The following is a 15,612-nucleotide window of genomic DNA, read 5'->3' as shown; positions in this document are numbered from 1 at the left end:
TACGTCCGAGCCAGGCGGCTGGGCCGCCGGGCCGCGGCATCCCGCATCCCGGCGCGAGAGTGCCCCGGCGAAGCGGTCAGCTCGTGAGCGCGGCCTGGGCCATCGACTCGAGGATGGGACGCACCGTCCGGTCGCCGGCCGGCTGGCGTGCCCCGCGCATGCTGTGCGGAGTCGAGTTGATGAGGCCGAAGCACGCGTGCGCCCGGACGCGCAGGTCGGCCTGGTCGCGCTCGGGATGGATGTCGGACAGCACGCCGATCCACAGTTCGACGTACTCGCGCTGGAGGCGGCGCACACGGCGCCGCTCGTCGTCGGGCAGGCTTGCGAGGTCGCGGTCCTGGACCCGGATGACATCGGCGTCGCGCAGCGCGAAGTCGACGTGGAATGCGATGAGGGCTTCCAGGCGCGCGCGCGGGTCGCTCTCGCGCGCCAGGACGTCCTGTCCGCCGCGGAGCAGCCGTTCGCTCACCTGCACGAGGATCGCGCCGAGGAGCGCCTGCTTGTTGGCGAAGTGACGGTAGACGGCCGGTCCGCTCACGCCGACGGCGCCGCCGAGGTCTTCCAGGCTGACGCCGCTGAAGCCGCGCTCTGCGAAAAGGCGCGCCGCTTCGCGCAGGATCGCCGCCTGGCGATCCGCCTTCGCACGGTCGCGTTCGGTGAGACCGCTTGTCATTTCAGTTAATCCTCGCTAACCTGAAGACTCGGTTAGTGAACCCTAACCATTACGCCCGCATCCGGACAACGTCTGTAATGCGATCGTGACGTCGACGGAGATGACACGGAGCACACCATGGATCAGCACGACCTTTCCGAGGACGAGAACGAGCTCGCGCGGCTCGTCCGCGAGTTCGCCGACGAGGTGGTCGCCCCTCGTTCGTACGAGGCGGATCGCACCAAGACGCTGCCACTGGACGTCGTCGCGCAGATGGGCGAGCTCGGCCTGTTCGGCCTGCCCTTCCCCGAGGAGTTCGGCGGTCAGGGCGGCGACTACCTCGCGCTGTGCCTCGCGATCGAGGGACTGGGACGCGTCGATCAGTCGATCGCCATCACGCTGGAAGCGGGCGTGAGCCTGGGCGCGATGCCGGTGTTCCGGTTCGGCACCGACGCGCAGAAGCAGGAGCTCCTGCCGGACCTCTTGGCCGGCCGAGCGCTCGCCGGCTTCGGGCTCACCGAGCCGGAGGCGGGGTCGGATGCCGGGGCGACCCGTACGACGGCGCGGCTCGACGGCGCCGAATGGGTGATCAACGGCTCGAAGCAGTTCATCACCAACTCCGGCACCGACATAACGCGGTTCGTGACGGTCACCGCGGTCACGGGGGAGCGGGACGGCCGCAAGGAGATCTCGACGATCATCGTCCCCAACGGCACGCCCGGCTTCACGGTCGAGGCGCCGTACGACAAGGTCGGCTGGCACGCGTCCGACACGCATCCGCTGACGTTCGTCGACGCGCGAGTGCCCGAGGAAAACCTGCTCGGCGAGCGCGGCCGCGGCTTCGCGAACTTCCTGCACATCCTCGACGAAGGCCGCATCGCGATCGCGGCGCTGTCGACCGGCGCCGCGGAGGGATGCCTCGAAGCCGCCGTCGACTACGCCAAGAAGCGGACGGTCTTCGGCGAGCGGCTCGCCTCGAGGCAGAGCATCCAGTTCACCATCGCGCGGATGCAGGCGCGCGTGCACACGGCGCGCCTCGCGTGGCGCCACGCGGCGCGCCTGCGGGATGCCGGCAAGCCCTTCAAGACCGAGGCTGCGATCGCCAAGCTCACGGCGAGCGACGCCGCGATGGACAACGCGCGCGATGCGACGCAGGTCTTCGGCGGCAACGGCTTCATGAACGAGTACCCCGTCGCGCGGCACTACCGCGACTCGAAGATCCTCGAGATCGGCGAAGGCACGACGGAGGTGCAGCTCCTCGTCATCTCGCGTGCGCTCGGTCTCGACGGGTAGCGTGTCCGTCGTGAGCGAGGCGGGCGACGGCACGGGCTGGCAGGAGGCGGTCGCGCCGCGCGAGGTCCTTCAGCGCGGCCTCTACTACGACGAGCTCGAGGTCGGCGTGCGCTACCTGCACCGCCCTGGCCGCACCGCGACGGAGGCGGACAACGTGCTGTTTTCGTCTCTCACGATGAACGGGCAGGCGCTCCACCTCGACGCGGCGTTCTCGGCGACGCAGCCCTTCGGGCAGCGGCTCATGAACTCCATGTGGACGCTTGCGACGATGGTCGGGGCATCCGTCTCGCAGATCACGCAGGGCACCCTCGTCGCGCAGCTGGGGATGACGGACATCTCGTTCCCCGCGCCGCTCTTCCACGGCGACACGCTCTACACCGAGACGGAGATCGTCGAGAAGCGGCGCTCGGCCTCGCGGCCGGGCCAGGGGATCGTGACGATGCGGCACACGGGCCGCAATCAGGAGGGTGTCGTCGTCGCGCTCGCCACGCGCGTCGCCCTCATGTGGTGCCGCGACGAGCCTCGGGAGGGCACGGAATGACCTTCGACCTCGGTCCCGCGATCCTGTTCTGCCCCGCCGATCGCCCCGAGCGCTACGGCAAGGCGCTCGAGCGCGCCGACGCCGTCATCCTCGATCTCGAGGACGCCGTCGCGCCTGCCGACAAGGCGGCGGCCCGCGGCGCGGTCATCGAGTCGGACCTCGATCCGGAGCGGGTCATCGTGCGCGTGAACCCCGTCGGCTCGGGCGACATCGATGCCGACATCCGCACCCTGTCGCAGACCGACTACCGCACGATCATGGTCGCCAAGGCCGAGTCCCCCAAGCGCATCTCGAGGATCGACGGACGCTTCGCCGTCGTCGCACTCCTCGAGACGGCGAAAGGCGTCTCGAACGCCGAGCGCATCGCCGACCTCGCCAACGTCGTCGCGCTCATGTGGGGCGCCGAGGATCTCGTCGCGAGCCTCGGCGGCACGTCGAGCCGAAAGCCGAACGGCCGCTACCGCGACATCGCCCGGTACGCGCGCGGTCGCACGCTGCTCGCCGCAGGCGCGCGGGGCAAGGCCGCCATCGACGCCGTGCACTTGGACATCGCGGGCCTCAAGCGGCTGCGGATCGAGGCGACGGATGCCGCGGCCACGGGCTTCGCCGCGACCGCGTGCATCCACCCGAGCCAGGTCGAGGTCATCCGCGCCGCCTACCGCCCGGCTGCGGCCGACGTCGCGTGGGCGCACGGCGTCATCGCGGCGGCGAAGGGGGAGCGCGGCGTCTTCTCCTACGAGGGACGCATGGTCGACGAGCCTGTGCTGCGGCACGCCCGGGCGCTCCTGCAGCGGGCCGGAGCCTGACGCCTCAGCCCTCCGCGGCCCCGCGCTGCGCGACGATCGCGGCGGCGATCCGGCCCACGAGGTCGTACGGCAGCGGCCGGGCGTGCGGGAAGGTCACCGAGTCCTTCTCGGCGCGGTGCGGCGCGACGTCGGCCTCGACCGCGTCGGGGAGCGTCGGCACGGGGTAGAGCCCGATGTGCTTCTTCCAGCCCGCGTAGTGCAGCGCGTACCGACCGCCGAGCATGACCGCGGCGATGCCGTAGCGCATCTTCTCCTCCGGCTCGCGGCCCGTGCCGGACCGGACGGCGTCGACGACGATCTCTCGGACGCGCTGCAGACGCTCGGCGACCTCGGGCGGGAACCCCGCGATGTACTCGTCGACGGTCGCGGGGGCTGGCATGCGCCGAGACTACGCGGCGATGGGCGTGTAGGACAGGAGGCGCAGTCGCTCGCGCTCGAAGAGCACCGTGTGCGCCGACGCGTTGGCCAGCCTCTCGCCGTCCAGCGGCAGCGTCCCGCCGCTCGCGTGGCGGATGACCTCGCGGATGAGCGCACCGTGGGTGACGACGATGACGGATGCCGGTCCCGGCGCCGTCGCGCGCCGCACGTCCCGCGCGACCTTCGCAAGGCCCGCCAGGGCCCGCTCCCGCAAGTCCTCGCGCGTCTCGGCTTCGGGGACGTCGTCGGTCCCGTGCCAGTCGCCCCAGTGCTCGAAGTACTCGTCGACGCTCATGCCCTCGGCGACGCCGTAGCCGCGCTCGCGCAGCTCGGGGTACAGCCGCGGGGCGTCCAGGCCCAGCTCGGCCGCGATGATCTCGCTCGTCTCGCGGGCGCGCGCCAGGTCGCTCGCGACGACGACGGCAGGGATCGCGGGGTCGAGCGTCGCGCGGAGGGCGGCTGCGGCATCCCGTGCCTGACCGCGTCCGGTGTCGTTGAGCGGCACGTCGGTCGCACCCTGGATGCGTCGATCACGGTTCCAGTCGGTCTCGCCGTGGCGCACGAGGATGAGGGTCGTCACGATTCGAGCCTATCCGGGCAGTCTGGGAGGTCGGTCCGGCGCCCGCTCACAGGAGCTGCGGCAGCGTCTCGGCGAGCGCGTGCAGGACATCGCTCGTGCCCGCATCGACCTTGACCGTCGCACGGCCGTCGGCCCGGGTCTCGCCGCGATTGACGATGACGACGGGCAGGCGCCGGCGCCGCGCGCGCTCCACGAGACGGATGCCGGAGTTCACGACGAGGGACGAGCCCGCCACGACGAGCGCATCGCTCGTGCGGACGAGCTGCTCGGCCTCGCGGAACTTCTCGGCGGGGATGAACTCGCCGAAGAAGACGACGTCGGGTTTCAGCATCCCGCCGCATACGCTGCATCCGGGCACGCGGAAGCCATCGGTGGACTCGGGGAGGACGTCGCCGTCGGGGCCGAGCTTGACGTTCTCGGGGATCGCGATCCAGGGGTTGTCGCGCTCGACGCGCACCGCGAGGTCGCGGCGGTCGAAGACCTGGCCGCAGTGCGTGCAGAAGACGCGGCGCATCGTGCCGTGCAGCTCGACGACGCGGCGCCCGCCCGCGCGGACGTGCAGTCCGTCGACGTTCTGCGTCACGACGCCCGTCGCCACTCCGGCGCCCTCGAGGCGGGCGAGGGCGCGGTGTCCCGCGTTCGGCTCGGCGGCCGCGAAGGCCTTCCAGCCCAGGTGGCTGCCGACCCAGTAGCGCCGGCGCGCCTCTTCGCTGGAGAGGAAGCGCTCGGCCGTCATGGGAGTGCGCACGGGCGCGCCCTTGCCGCGGTAGTCCGGGATGCCGGAATCCGTCGAGACGCCGGCGCCCGTCAGCACCGCGATGCGCCGCCCAGCGAGGGCGTCGACGGCGCGCGAGAGCGACTCCGACGTCTGCGCGTCGAACTCCGTCACGATCGTCATGGCGCACCCTCCGCGTCCGAGAGTACGCCCGCCGGTTTTCGGGCGTGTTACGGGATGCCCGTGGGAAGGTGGACGGGTGCGCGTCATCCCCATCGAGTCCGCCGGCGACGAGCGTCTCGCCGACTACCGGGATCTGACGGATGTCGCGCTGCGACGCGTGCTCGAGCCCGAGGGTGGCCTCTACATCGCCGAGTCCGCCAAGGTCATCGCGCGCGCCGTGGGCGCGGGGCACCGGCCGCGGTCGGTGCTCGTGCAGGAGAAGTGGCTCGACGACGTCGCGGCGATCCTGGAGGACGTGCCCGACGTCCCCGTCTACGTCGTCTCACCCGAGGTCGCCGAGGGCATCACGGGGTACGTCGTGCACCGCGGCGCGCTCGCCGCGATGCACCGCCCCGACCTGCCGACGGTCGCCGAGGTCGTCGGCGACGCGCGCCGGGTCGTGGTCCTCGAGGACATCGTCGACCACACCAACGTCGGCGCGATCTTCCGCAGCTGCGCGGCGCTCGGCGCCGACGCCGTGCTCATCTCGCCGCGCTGCGCCGATCCGCTCTACCGGCGCTCGGTGAGGGTGAGCATGGGAACGGTCTTCCAGGTGCCGTGGACGCGGCTGCCGGAGTGGACCGAGGCCCGCGGCATCCTGAGCGCCCTCGGCTTCCATCTCGCCGCGTTCGCGCTCGCAGACGGCGCCGTGCCGCTCGACGAATTCGCCGCGGCGGCGCCCGAGCGCGTCGCGCTGATCCTCGGCGCGGAGGGCGACGGGCTGAGCCGCCGCGCGCTCGAGGCCGCCGACACTATCGTGACGATCCCCATGGCCGGCGGCGTCGACTCGCTCAACGTCGCGGCGGCTTCGGCGGTCGCGGTGTGGTCGCTGCGGGTGTCCTAGAGGCGCTGCCGCTGGTTCGTGGCCGCAGATCCACCACACGCCCCGGTCGGGGCTCACGCAGACGCCATCGTGCGCGCGGCGCGGCGGGCGAGCGCCCAGACGCCGAGCCCCGACGCGAGGAAGATCGCCGCGAGGATGCCCCACCCCAGCAGCCCGACCGACTCGGTCGTCGCCGCGACGAGGAGCGGCGCGGCGGTCGCGCCGATCGAGTACCCGGCCGAGAACATGCCCTGGTACTCGCCGGCGCGGCGGGGGTCGGCGAGCTCGAAGCTGAGGCCCCAGCCGCTCGCCTGCGAGAGCACCTCGGCGAAGGCGTGCGCGACGGTCGCGGTCACGATGACGGCGATCGCGGCGACGGCGGGCAGGCCCGCCGCGAGGGCGTAGACGACGCACGCCGCGGCCATGAGCCAGGCGGCGATCGCCGAGACGCGGGCCGCGCGCCGCAGGTCATGCGTGCCGCGCGAGAGCGGCACCTGGAAGCACACGACGATGACGGTGTTGAGGATCAGGACCGCCGCGACGAGGACCTCGGGCGCCGTCGTGTCGTGGGCGATCCAGAGCGGGACGGCGAGCTCGCCGACGCCGAACTGCATCCCGAACACGGCGCACAGGGCCGTCAGCGCGAGGTAGCGCCTGTCGCGCCACGGCGAGAGCCCGCCCGGCCTCGCGAGGCGGCGGGATGCTGTCGCTCCGCCGTCCGCGGAGGTTGCTCGCGCCGCGTCCGCCGAGGCGGGGAGCTTCATCAGCCGCAGCACCGCGACGATGTAGGCGAGGCCCGCGACGACGAGCAGCGCGCGGTACGCGAACGGCGTGCCGATCGCGAGCGCGATCGCCCCGATGCCGGACCCGACGGCGATCGAGATGTTCGTGACGGTCCGCAGGACGGCGCGCGCGTGGACGCGCTCCTCAGGGCCGAAGACGCGCGCGAGGATCGCCATCCGCGCCGTGTTGGCGGCCTGTCCGAAGGCGCCCACGCCGATGCCCACGACGAGCGCAGCGGTGAATCCGTCGGCGAGCGGGAAGCCGGCCAGCGCACACCCCTCCAGCGCGCTGAACCCGACGAGGAGCCGGCGCGCGCTCGTGCGGTCCGCGAGCCACCCTCCCGCGAAGGACGCGCCGATGCCGACGGCGCTCGACGCGGCGAGCACGACAGCCACCTCGGCGGCCGACAGGCCGACGACGAAGGTGAAGTAGAGGACGGAGACCGTCAGGAAGATGCCGCGGCCGACGCGGCTGATGAGGGTCGCCGTGACGAGGATGCGGAGGACGGAGGCGCCGGGCGCGCTCTGGACAGTGGGGAGGACGCCCGTGTCGGCGGGGGAGGGGGAGGGCATGCATCCGTTCTCTCAGGTGCGGGCGGGTTGCGGAATCGATGTAGCGTTGTGCTTCATGCTGCGGTACCTGCTGACGGAGGATGACGTCGGCGCCGTGCGGTTCGGCATCTCCCCGCTGTGCGAGCTCGGGCTGTCGATCCGCGCGATCGCCGACCCCTCGCGCTTCCCGCTTCAGCTCGGCTGGGTGCGCCGGACCGAGGCCGCGCGCGCGAATCTCGACCACGAGGCGCTCGCGGGGCTCATCGACGACCGCGGGTGGACTCCGGACTTCCTCAACCCGCGACCGGACTCGCCGCTCACGAGGCTCGACGACGAGCTCGTGGGCCTCCGCGCCACGCCGGACGACGTGTTCCGCGCCGATCTCGTCGCGGTGCACGGCGCTGTCCCCGACGTCTTCGCGGGCTCGCCCAGGCGAGCGCTGCGCCGGATCGCAGCATCCCTCGAGCAGCTGTGGGAGACGTGCATCGAGCCCTACTGGCCGCGCATGCGCACCGTGCTGGAGGCCGACATCGTGTTCCGCGGCCGCGTCATCGCGCAGTCCGGCGTCGGCGAGATGCTCAATTCCCTGTCGCCGCGCGTCTCGTACGAGCGCGGCGTCGTCGAGGTGCGGCTGTCCGACCCCGCCGAGCGCACACGTCCCGTCGACGGCGCGGGGCTGACCCTCGTGCCGACGCTGTTCACGCGCCGCGGCTCCGCGCCTGTCGGCGACGGGCCGCCCATGATCGTGTATCCCGCGCGCGGCCAGGGCGCCCTGTGGGAGGTCGAGCGGCTCGTGCACCCGGAGGCGGTCGCGGCGGTGCTGGGCGAGACCCGCGCGGGCCTGCTCGGGATCCTCGGCGAGCCCGCCTCGTCGACGGAGCTCGCCGTGCGCCTCGGCGTCACGACATCGGCGGTCAACCAGCACCTGCGCGTGCTCCGCGACGCGGGCCTGCTCACGTCGGCGCGCTACGGCAGCAGCGTGCTGTACCTGCGCAGCGAGCTGGGCACGTCGCTCCTGGGCGGCGCGGCCGGATGAACAGGCTCAGGCGCGGTCGTCGCCGTCGGCCGTGACCGCGAGGGTCACAGGCAGGGGGTCGGGGCGCTTCGCGGTGATGCTGTCGCCCGACGACTGGTGGCGCAGGCGCCGCAGCACCCACGGCACGAGGAACTCCCGCGCCCACACGAGGTCGACGGCGCGCGCCTCGCGCCACGTGCGGTTCGGCAGCGCGTCGGGCTGCATGGGCTGGAGGTCGTTGGGCACGTTGAGCGCGCGCAGCACCATCCGCGCGATCTCGTGGTGTCCGAGACGGTTGTAGTGCAGTCGGTCGTCGTCGAAGAAGCGCATGTCCTGCACCTCTTTGAGAGCCCACTGGTCGGCGACGATGCAGTCGTACTTGTCGGCGATCGCGCGGATGTTCTCGTTGTAGATCGCGACACGTCCGCGGATGCCGCGGAACACCGGCGTGAAGTTCGTGTCGATGCCTGTGAAGACCACGAGGGTCGCGCCGTCGCTGCTCAGGCGCACGACGGCGTCCTCGAACTTCTGCGCGACGAGATCGGGGTCGGCGCCGGGGCGGATGACGTCGTTGCCACCCGCCGAGAACGTGATGAGGTCGGGCTTGAGTGCGATAGCCGGCTCGACCTGCTCGTCGACGATCTGCCCGATGAGCCGGCCGCGGATCGCGAGATTGGCGTAGGCGAAGTCGTCGACCTGCTGCGAGAGCACTTCGGCGACGCGGTCCGCCCAGCCGCGGAAGCCGTTCGGCGCGGTCGGCTCGGGGTCGCCGACGCCCTCCGTGAACGAGTCGCCGATCGCGACGTAGCGCCGCCACGGGTGCGGCTGCGCGTTGGGGATGTAGGGACTGCGGTGATCGTCGTTGCTCGGCATCCGTCTTCCTCGGTTCGTGACCGCTCACCAGGCTAACCGCTGCCGCGCCGTGCGGGCGGCGCCGCCGGCTCGCGGTCGTCCCGGTGTCGCCGGGCTCGTCTATCGTGGTCACTCGTGTCTTCGGGCGCGGATGGAGGGGAGCCGATGGACGACGACGCGTCATTCGCCACGCCATCCGACGGCCGGTCAGGCTCCGCCGTCCTCGACGGCGAGGAGCACGGGCGCCCGCACACCGGCAGCTTCGCGGCAGCGCCCAATCGCATCGGCAGCGGGGCCGCCGATCACCTGTCCCCCTCCTACCCGCAGCGCGCACCCTGGGGCACGGCTCAGCGCCTGCGCGCGTGGCAGGCCGAGGCTCTCGACCTGTACTTCGGGCTCGACGGCCCCGACGGGGTCGGCGGCGGCCCGCGCGACTTCCTCGCGGCGGCGACCCCGGGCGCCGGCAAGACGACGTTCGCACTCCGGCTCGCGAGCGAGCTCCTGCGGCGCCGGATCGTCGACCGCATCGTCGTCGTCGCGCCCACCGAGCACCTGAAGACCCAGTGGGCGGATGCCGGGGCCCGCGTCGGCATCCGCCTCGACCCCGCCTTCAGCAACCGCCACGTCGCACCCGCCCGCCACTACCACGGCGTCGCCGTGACCTACGCGCAGGTCGCGGTGAAGGCATCCGTCCATCAGCGTCTCGTGCTCGACGCGCGCACGCTCGTCATCCTCGACGAGGTGCACCACGGGGGCGACGCGCTCAGCTGGGGCGATGCCCTGCGTGAGGCGTACCAGCGCGCGACGCGGCGCCTGCTCCTCTCAGGGACTCCGTTCCGCAGCGACACCGCGCCCATCCCGTTCGTCGAGTACCACCCCGACGAGAAGGGCATCCGCATCTCGCGGACCGACTACGCGTACGGCTACGGCCGCGCCCTCGAGGACGGCGTCGTCCGGCCCGTCATCTTCCTCGTCTACGCCGGCCAGATGCGCTGGCGCACGAAGACGGGCGAGGAGATGGAGGCCCAGCTCGGGCAGGACAACACGAAGGACATCACGTCCCAGGCGTGGCGCACGGCGCTCGACCCCGAGGGCGAGTGGATCCCCGCCGTCCTCCGGTCGGCGGACCGGCGCCTCACAGAGGTGCGACAGGGGATCCCGGATGCCGGTGGGCTCGTCATCGCGACCGATCAGACGGCCGCGCGGGCCTATGCCGCGATCCTGCGCGAGATCACGGGCGAGGCGCCGACCGTCGTGCTGTCGGACGAGGCTGAGGCGTCGAGCCGCATCGAGGAGTTCTCCAACGGCACGAGCCGGTGGATGGTCGCCGTCCGCATGGTGTCGGAGGGCGTCGACGTCCCGCGCCTCGCCGTCGGCGTCTATGCCACGAGCGCCTCGACGCCCCTCTTCTTCGCCCAGGCGATCGGCCGCTTCGTGCGCGCGCGGCGCCGCGGCGAGACCGCGAGCGTGTTCCTGCCCAACGTCCCGCAGCTTCTCGGGCTCGCAGGTGAGCTGGAGCGCCAGCGCGACCATGCGCTGGATCGCGACAGCGACGGCGAGGACGACTGGAACGCCGAAGAAGACCTGATGGATGCGGCGGAGCGCGAGGACAAGGCGTCCGACGCGCTCACCGAGGAGTTCTCGTACCAGGCGCTCGGCTCGCAGGCCCACTTCGACCGCGTCCTCTACGACGGGCGCGAGTTCGGGCAGCTCGCCGTGCCGGGCACTCCCGAGGAGGAGGAGTTCCTCGGCCTTCCGGGGCTGCTCGAGCCCGAGCACGTGCACGAGCTGCTCATGCAGCGCCAGGCGCGCCAGGGCCGCCACCGCAAGGCGCGCGAGGCCCGGGATGCCGCGCACGCCCCCGACGCGACGCCCGCGCCGCCGCAGGCCCTGCACCGCACGCTCAAGGAGCAGCGCCAGCTCCTCAACAGCCTCGTCGGGCTGTACGCGCGCCAGTCGGGCGAGCCGCACGGCTCGGTCCACGCAGAGCTCCGGCGGGTGTGCGGCGGCCCCGACGTGGCCCATGCGACGGTCGTGCAGCTGCAGTCGCGCATCGACGTCCTGCGCGCGCGGGTCCGCTCCTGATCGGCGCCGCGGAGGGGTTGACCTCTGCGGACGGGCTGATCTAACGTTGTAAACGACGCACGGAAAGCGCATTCCTGCCCGACTGAAACGTTCCACGTTCCTGCTCGGGCACGTTCCCACCGAGAAGAAGGATTCGATGATGAATCACGGACATCGTCCGTTCCGCGCGCTCACAGCGCTCGCCGTCGCCGGCTGTCTGGTCGCAGGCGGCGCACAGTTCGCGGCGGCCGCTCCGCCCGACCACGCCGGACCGTTCGCCGGGGAGACCATCCCCGAGGGGCTGCCGCAGCTCGAGGCCCTGGACAGGGGGCTGGTCGCCGTCTCTTCGAGCGAAGGCGTCTTCCTCAGCTGGCGTCTGCTCGCCTCCGAGGCCACCGGCACGACGAGCACGGGTGTCGCCGGGCCGGAGTTCGTCGTGACACGCGATGGCGAGCCGATCGCGACTGTGAGCGACAGCACCAACCACGTCGATGCCGAGGGCTCTCCCTCGTCCGTCTACCGGGTCATCCCGGTCGTGAAAGGCATCCAGGGCGAGGCGAGCGCGGAGGTGTCGGCGAGCTCGACGAGCTACCTCACGGTTCCGCTGCGCAAGCCCGCCGACGGCAGGACCCCTGCGGGCGTCCTCTTCCCCGGGGGCGAGCCCTACACTTACTCGGCCAACGACGCCAGCGTCGCGGACGTGGACGGCGACGGCGCATACGAGCTCATCGTCAAGTGGGATCCGTCCAACTCGAAGGACGTGTCCCAGGTCGGATACACCGGCGAGGTGTTCATCGACACGTATGAGCTCGACGGAACGCTGCTGAACCGCATCTCGCTGGGTGACAACATCCGCGCGGGCGCCCACTACACGCAGTTCCTCGCGTACGACTTCGACGGCGACGGCCGCAGCGAGCTCATGCTCAAGACGGCGCCGGGCACGAAGTCGACGACCTACCGGGCCGACGGCACGGTCGAGTCCGAGTCGTTCGTCACGCTTCCCGAGCGCGATGTCGCTGCGGGAGTGACCCATCAGGACGACTACCGCATGAGCAACGCGGACTTCCGCGACCACCTCACGCAGCTGTTCCTCGGCTGGCACGAACGGCCCGAGGTCGTCTCCGGGCAATGGCCCGCGACGCTCGAGGAGGCTTGGGGTGCGCCCGTGACGCACGAGTACCCGCTTTCCGACGAGAGCGCGAAGGAGCTGACGGACTACTTCATCGACGTCTACGCGCCCAGCCGGAGCGCCAACAACAGGCTCTGGAACTTCGAGGGCTTCATCGTGGAGGGTCCGGAGTACCTCACGGTCTTCGACGGGCTGACCGGCGCCGAGCTGCAGACGGTGGACTACGACCCGCCGCGCGGTGACGACGGCCTGCTGTGGGGTGACTACGCCATGGGACGGATCGAGCCGGGCAACCGGGTCGACCGCTTCCTCTCCGGCGTCGCGTACCTCGACGGCACGCACCCGTCCGCCGTCTTCGCGCGCGGCTACTACACGCGCTCCACGATCGCCGCCTACGACTGGGACGGTTCCGCGCTGACCCAGCGGTGGTTCGTCGACAGCGGCCATGTGCCCCTCGCGAACCCGTTCAACGACGGACCGCACGGGCGCGACGGCACCGACCCCGAGTTCGCGACGATCACGACGCAGGGCTTCCACTCGCTGAGCTCGGCCGACGTCGACGGCGACGGCCGCCACGAGATCGTCTACGGCTCGGCGACGATCGACGACGACGGCTCGCTCCTGTACAGCTCGTTCGACACGATGCCGCCGCCGAGCGCGCAGCCCGGCCAAGAGGCGCGCCTCGGCCACGGCGACGCGATGCACGTGACCGACATCGACCCGAACCGCCCGGGCCTGGAGGTCTGGACGGCGCACGAGGGCGCGACCTTCGCCCCGTACGGATCGGTCATGCGGGATGCCGCGACGGGCGAGGTGCTCTTCGGCGCGTACTCCGGTCGTGACACGGGCCGCAGCATGATCGGCGACGTCCGCACCGACAGCCCCGGGATGGAGGTGTGGGCGAGCATGCCGAACGGCACGGAGGGCTCGGGTCTGCTCAGCGCCACCGGCAGCGCGCTCCAGTCGACGACGCCGGGCACCAACCAGTCCATCCGATGGGCGGCCGATCTCACGACGCAGATCGTGGGCAACAGCCAGGTCGTGGGCGGCACCCGAGTGGACGCCGTGACGATCGAGGATTGGACGCGCGGCATCCTCGTCGGCGACACCGGCGCGCGCACCAACAACGGGACGAAGGGAAACCCGTCGCTCGTCGCCGATGTTCTCGGCGACTGGCGCGAGGAGCTCGTCGTCCGCACGACGGACTCGTCGGCCCTCCGGATCTACGTCTCGCCTGAGGTCACGTCGCACAAGCTCGTCACGCTCATGCACGACGTGCAGTACCGCGCCGAGGTCGCACGGCAGCAGACGACGTACAACCAGCCTTCGTACCCGGGCTGGTACCTGGCATCCGACACGGACTTCTCGACGGCACCGCTCCTGACCGTCCAGGCGACGCCGCGCGCTCCCCAGCTGCGCGACCGGCCGGGGTCGGGCAATGACGAGGTCCAGGTCCACGCGACCGACGGCGTCGCCTGGTTCGTCAACGGCGAGCGCGTGACGGCGCCGAACGGCAAGGTCCGAGTCGACGGCGAGGTCGAGGTCGTCGCGGTGCCCACAGCCTGGTATCGCTTCGCCTCCGGAACGACGACGAGCTGGACCGCCGACTTCGGCGGCTGATCCGTTCGAATCAGACCACCGCCCCGGCTGCCATCCGCTTTCCGTGCGGGCAGCCGGGGCGGTCCCTCGTCCTGGGCGGCCGGCGCTTCCGCGGCCCGCCGTTCGGGGCCCCGAAATGCTGTCAATCCGCGAATATCCGGGATGCCGCTCCCGGCGCCTGGCTACCGTGGACTGTCCCCACCCGCACCGCAGCCTTCGGAGGCTCCCTTGAGCGTGCCCGCAGCACCGACCGCCCGCGACCGACGCCGATGGGCGCGCTATCTCGTGAACGAGCGCGCTGAGGCGCGCGTCTACCGCGAACTCGCCGTGCGACGGACGGGGGAGGAGCGCGACATCCTCATCGCGCTCGCAGAGGCGGAGGGCCGCCACGAGGCGCACTGGCTGAACCTGCTCGGCGGTGAGCCCGCACGCCTGGCGCGGACGGGCGTCGGCACGCTGCTGCTCGTCTGGATGGCGCGCCGGTTCGGGTCGATCTTCGTGCTCGCGCTCGCCCAGAATGCGGAGGGGCGCTCGCCGTACGACGACGAGCCCTTCGCGACGCCCGCGATGGCGGCGGACGAGAAGATCCACCACGAGGTCGTGCGCGGCCTCGCCGCCCGCGGCCGGCGTCGGCTGTCCGGCACCTTCCGCGCCGCGGTGTTCGGCGCCAACGACGGGCTCGTCTCCAACCTCGCGCTCGTCATGGGCATCGGCGCGACGGGGGTCTCGTCGCAGTTCGTGCTGTTCAGCGGCATCGCGGGACTCCTCGCCGGGGCCCTGTCGATGGGCGCGGGCGAGTTCGTCTCGGTGCGGTCGCAGCGCGAGCTCCTCGCGGCGACCGAGCCGAACGGCTTCGCCGACGCGGCGCTGCCGCATCTCGACATCGACGCCAACGAGCTCGCCCTCGTCTACCGGACGCGGGGGATGCCGGAGTCCGAGGCCCTCGATCGCGCCCGCCGGATCGTGGAGAGCGCGCACGCCCACGGCAGCCCGAGCACATACACGGGCTCGATCCGCACAGCGGACTCGCACGAGGTCGTCGGCGGCGCGTGGGGCGCGGCACTGTCGAGCTTCCTGTTCTTCGCCTCCGGCGCGATCATCCCGGTCCTGCCGTGGATCTTCGGCCTCACCGGGCTCGCCGCGATCGTCCTCGCGCTCGTGCTGGTCGGCATCGCGCTGCTGTCCACGGGAGCCGTCGTGGGCCTGCTCTCCGGTGCCTCGCCGCTCACCCGCGCGCTGCGCCAGCTCGCGATCGGATTCGGCGCCGCCGCGGTCACGTACGTGCTCGGTCTCGCGTTCGGCGTGACGATGGGCTGAGCCGATTCGTCGCTTCGCGAAGACCGTGGTAGTGTCGATCCTCGGTTGCGAAACCGAAAATCACCCAGATGCGCGGGTGGCGGAATAGGTAGACGCGCTAGCTTGAGGTGCTAGTGCCCGTATAGGGCGTGGGGGTTCAAGTCCCCCCTCGCGCACAGAATGTCCTGAGTCGCGACATCGTTTACGAACGAGTCGCGACTCAGGACTTTTTCGTGGGTTCGCCGGGTTGACGGTGACGCTGGGTTGGTGAGTC

14 protein-coding genes and 1 tRNA gene are annotated in these 15,612 nt (G+C 71.7%); 9 read left to right on the top strand and 6 right to left on the bottom strand.

What is annotated here, in order from left to right:
* Positions 1 to 76: 76 nt before the first annotated feature.
* A complete protein-coding gene (locus tag ABZ477_RS18810) occupies positions 77 to 673 on the bottom strand; it encodes a TetR/AcrR family transcriptional regulator (protein ID WP_360136317.1) in 597 nt (198 codons plus the stop codon).
* A 117-nt stretch (positions 674 to 790) separates the two neighbouring features.
* Between ABZ477_RS18810 and ABZ477_RS18805 the strand changes: the two genes are divergently transcribed.
* The 3 genes from ABZ477_RS18805 to ABZ477_RS18795 are packed head-to-tail and all read left to right on the top strand — an operon-like array spanning position 791 to position 3,292.
* Complete coding sequence (locus ABZ477_RS18805; protein ID WP_360136315.1) at positions 791 to 1,945, top strand: acyl-CoA dehydrogenase family protein; 1,155 nt, start codon at positions 791 to 793, stop codon at positions 1,943 to 1,945.
* Positions 1,946 to 1,955: 10 nt separating this feature from the next.
* Positions 1,956 to 2,486: a MaoC family dehydratase gene (locus tag ABZ477_RS18800; RefSeq protein WP_360136313.1), complete on the top strand. Its 531-nt coding sequence runs from the start codon at positions 1,956 to 1,958 to the stop codon at positions 2,484 to 2,486.
* The gene (locus ABZ477_RS18795; RefSeq protein WP_360136311.1) at positions 2,483 to 3,292 is read left to right on the top strand and encodes a CoA ester lyase; all 810 of its coding nucleotides are present in this window, start codon (positions 2,483 to 2,485) and stop codon (positions 3,290 to 3,292) included. Before ABZ477_RS18800 ends, ABZ477_RS18795 begins: the two co-directional genes overlap by 4 nt.
* Positions 3,293 to 3,296: 4 nt before the next feature.
* Here ABZ477_RS18795 and ABZ477_RS18790 read toward each other — a convergent pair whose 3' ends face one another.
* The 3 genes from ABZ477_RS18790 to ABZ477_RS18780 are packed head-to-tail and all read right to left on the bottom strand — an operon-like array spanning position 3,297 to position 5,187.
* On the bottom strand, positions 3,297 to 3,671 hold the full coding sequence (locus ABZ477_RS18790) for a DUF1801 domain-containing protein (protein WP_360136309.1): 375 nt from the start codon (positions 3,669 to 3,671) through the stop codon (positions 3,297 to 3,299).
* A gap of 9 nt (positions 3,672 to 3,680) precedes the next feature.
* Positions 3,681 to 4,289, bottom strand: coding sequence for a histidine phosphatase family protein (locus tag ABZ477_RS18785; protein ID WP_360136307.1), 609 nt, complete (start codon positions 4,287 to 4,289; stop codon positions 3,681 to 3,683).
* A 46-nt stretch (positions 4,290 to 4,335) separates the two neighbouring features.
* Positions 4,336 to 5,187: a Sir2 family NAD-dependent protein deacetylase gene (locus ABZ477_RS18780; protein ID WP_360136305.1), complete on the bottom strand. Its 852-nt coding sequence runs from the start codon at positions 5,185 to 5,187 to the stop codon at positions 4,336 to 4,338.
* Between the two features lie 76 nt (positions 5,188 to 5,263).
* On the opposite strand from ABZ477_RS18780, the gene ABZ477_RS18775 reads away from it, so the two are divergent.
* A complete protein-coding gene (locus ABZ477_RS18775) occupies positions 5,264 to 6,070 on the top strand; it encodes an RNA methyltransferase (protein ID WP_360136303.1) in 807 nt (268 codons plus the stop codon).
* Between the two features lie 53 nt (positions 6,071 to 6,123).
* On the opposite strand, the gene ABZ477_RS18770 is transcribed toward ABZ477_RS18775, so the two are convergent.
* Positions 6,124 to 7,404 (bottom strand): MFS transporter, encoded by a 1,281-nt coding sequence (locus ABZ477_RS18770; protein ID WP_360136301.1) that lies wholly within the window; start codon positions 7,402 to 7,404, stop codon positions 6,124 to 6,126.
* A gap of 55 nt (positions 7,405 to 7,459) precedes the next feature.
* On the opposite strand from ABZ477_RS18770, the gene ABZ477_RS18765 reads away from it, so the two are divergent.
* Complete coding sequence (locus ABZ477_RS18765; protein ID WP_360136299.1) at positions 7,460 to 8,419, top strand: helix-turn-helix domain-containing protein; 960 nt, start codon at positions 7,460 to 7,462, stop codon at positions 8,417 to 8,419.
* Between the two features lie 6 nt (positions 8,420 to 8,425).
* On the opposite strand, the gene ABZ477_RS18760 is transcribed toward ABZ477_RS18765, so the two are convergent.
* The gene (locus ABZ477_RS18760) at positions 8,426 to 9,271 is read right to left on the bottom strand and encodes an SGNH/GDSL hydrolase family protein (protein ID WP_360136297.1); all 846 of its coding nucleotides are present in this window, start codon (positions 9,269 to 9,271) and stop codon (positions 8,426 to 8,428) included.
* A gap of 144 nt (positions 9,272 to 9,415) precedes the next feature.
* On the opposite strand from ABZ477_RS18760, the gene ABZ477_RS18755 reads away from it, so the two are divergent.
* The 4 genes from ABZ477_RS18755 (at position 9,416) to ABZ477_RS18740 (ending at position 15,514) form a co-directional block, all read left to right on the top strand.
* Positions 9,416 to 11,335, top strand: a complete 1,920-nt coding sequence (locus ABZ477_RS18755; protein WP_360136295.1) for a DEAD/DEAH box helicase — start codon at positions 9,416 to 9,418, stop codon at positions 11,333 to 11,335.
* A gap of 139 nt (positions 11,336 to 11,474) precedes the next feature.
* A complete protein-coding gene (locus ABZ477_RS18750) occupies positions 11,475 to 14,063 on the top strand; it encodes a rhamnogalacturonan lyase (RefSeq protein WP_360136293.1) in 2,589 nt (862 codons plus the stop codon).
* A gap of 207 nt (positions 14,064 to 14,270) precedes the next feature.
* Positions 14,271 to 15,359, top strand: a complete 1,089-nt coding sequence (locus tag ABZ477_RS18745) for a VIT1/CCC1 family protein (protein WP_360136291.1) — start codon at positions 14,271 to 14,273, stop codon at positions 15,357 to 15,359.
* Between the two features lie 70 nt (positions 15,360 to 15,429).
* A tRNA-Leu gene (locus ABZ477_RS18740) sits at positions 15,430 to 15,514 on the top strand.
* Positions 15,515 to 15,612: the final 98 nt, after the last annotated feature.

It is taken from the genome of Microbacterium sp. NPDC019599 (genome assembly GCF_040632175.1).
Taxonomy (GTDB): Bacteria; Actinomycetota; Actinomycetes; order Actinomycetales; family Microbacteriaceae; genus Microbacterium.
The sequence above is the reverse complement of the archived record's forward strand: the minus strand, read 5'-3'. Positions and strand labels throughout refer to the sequence as shown.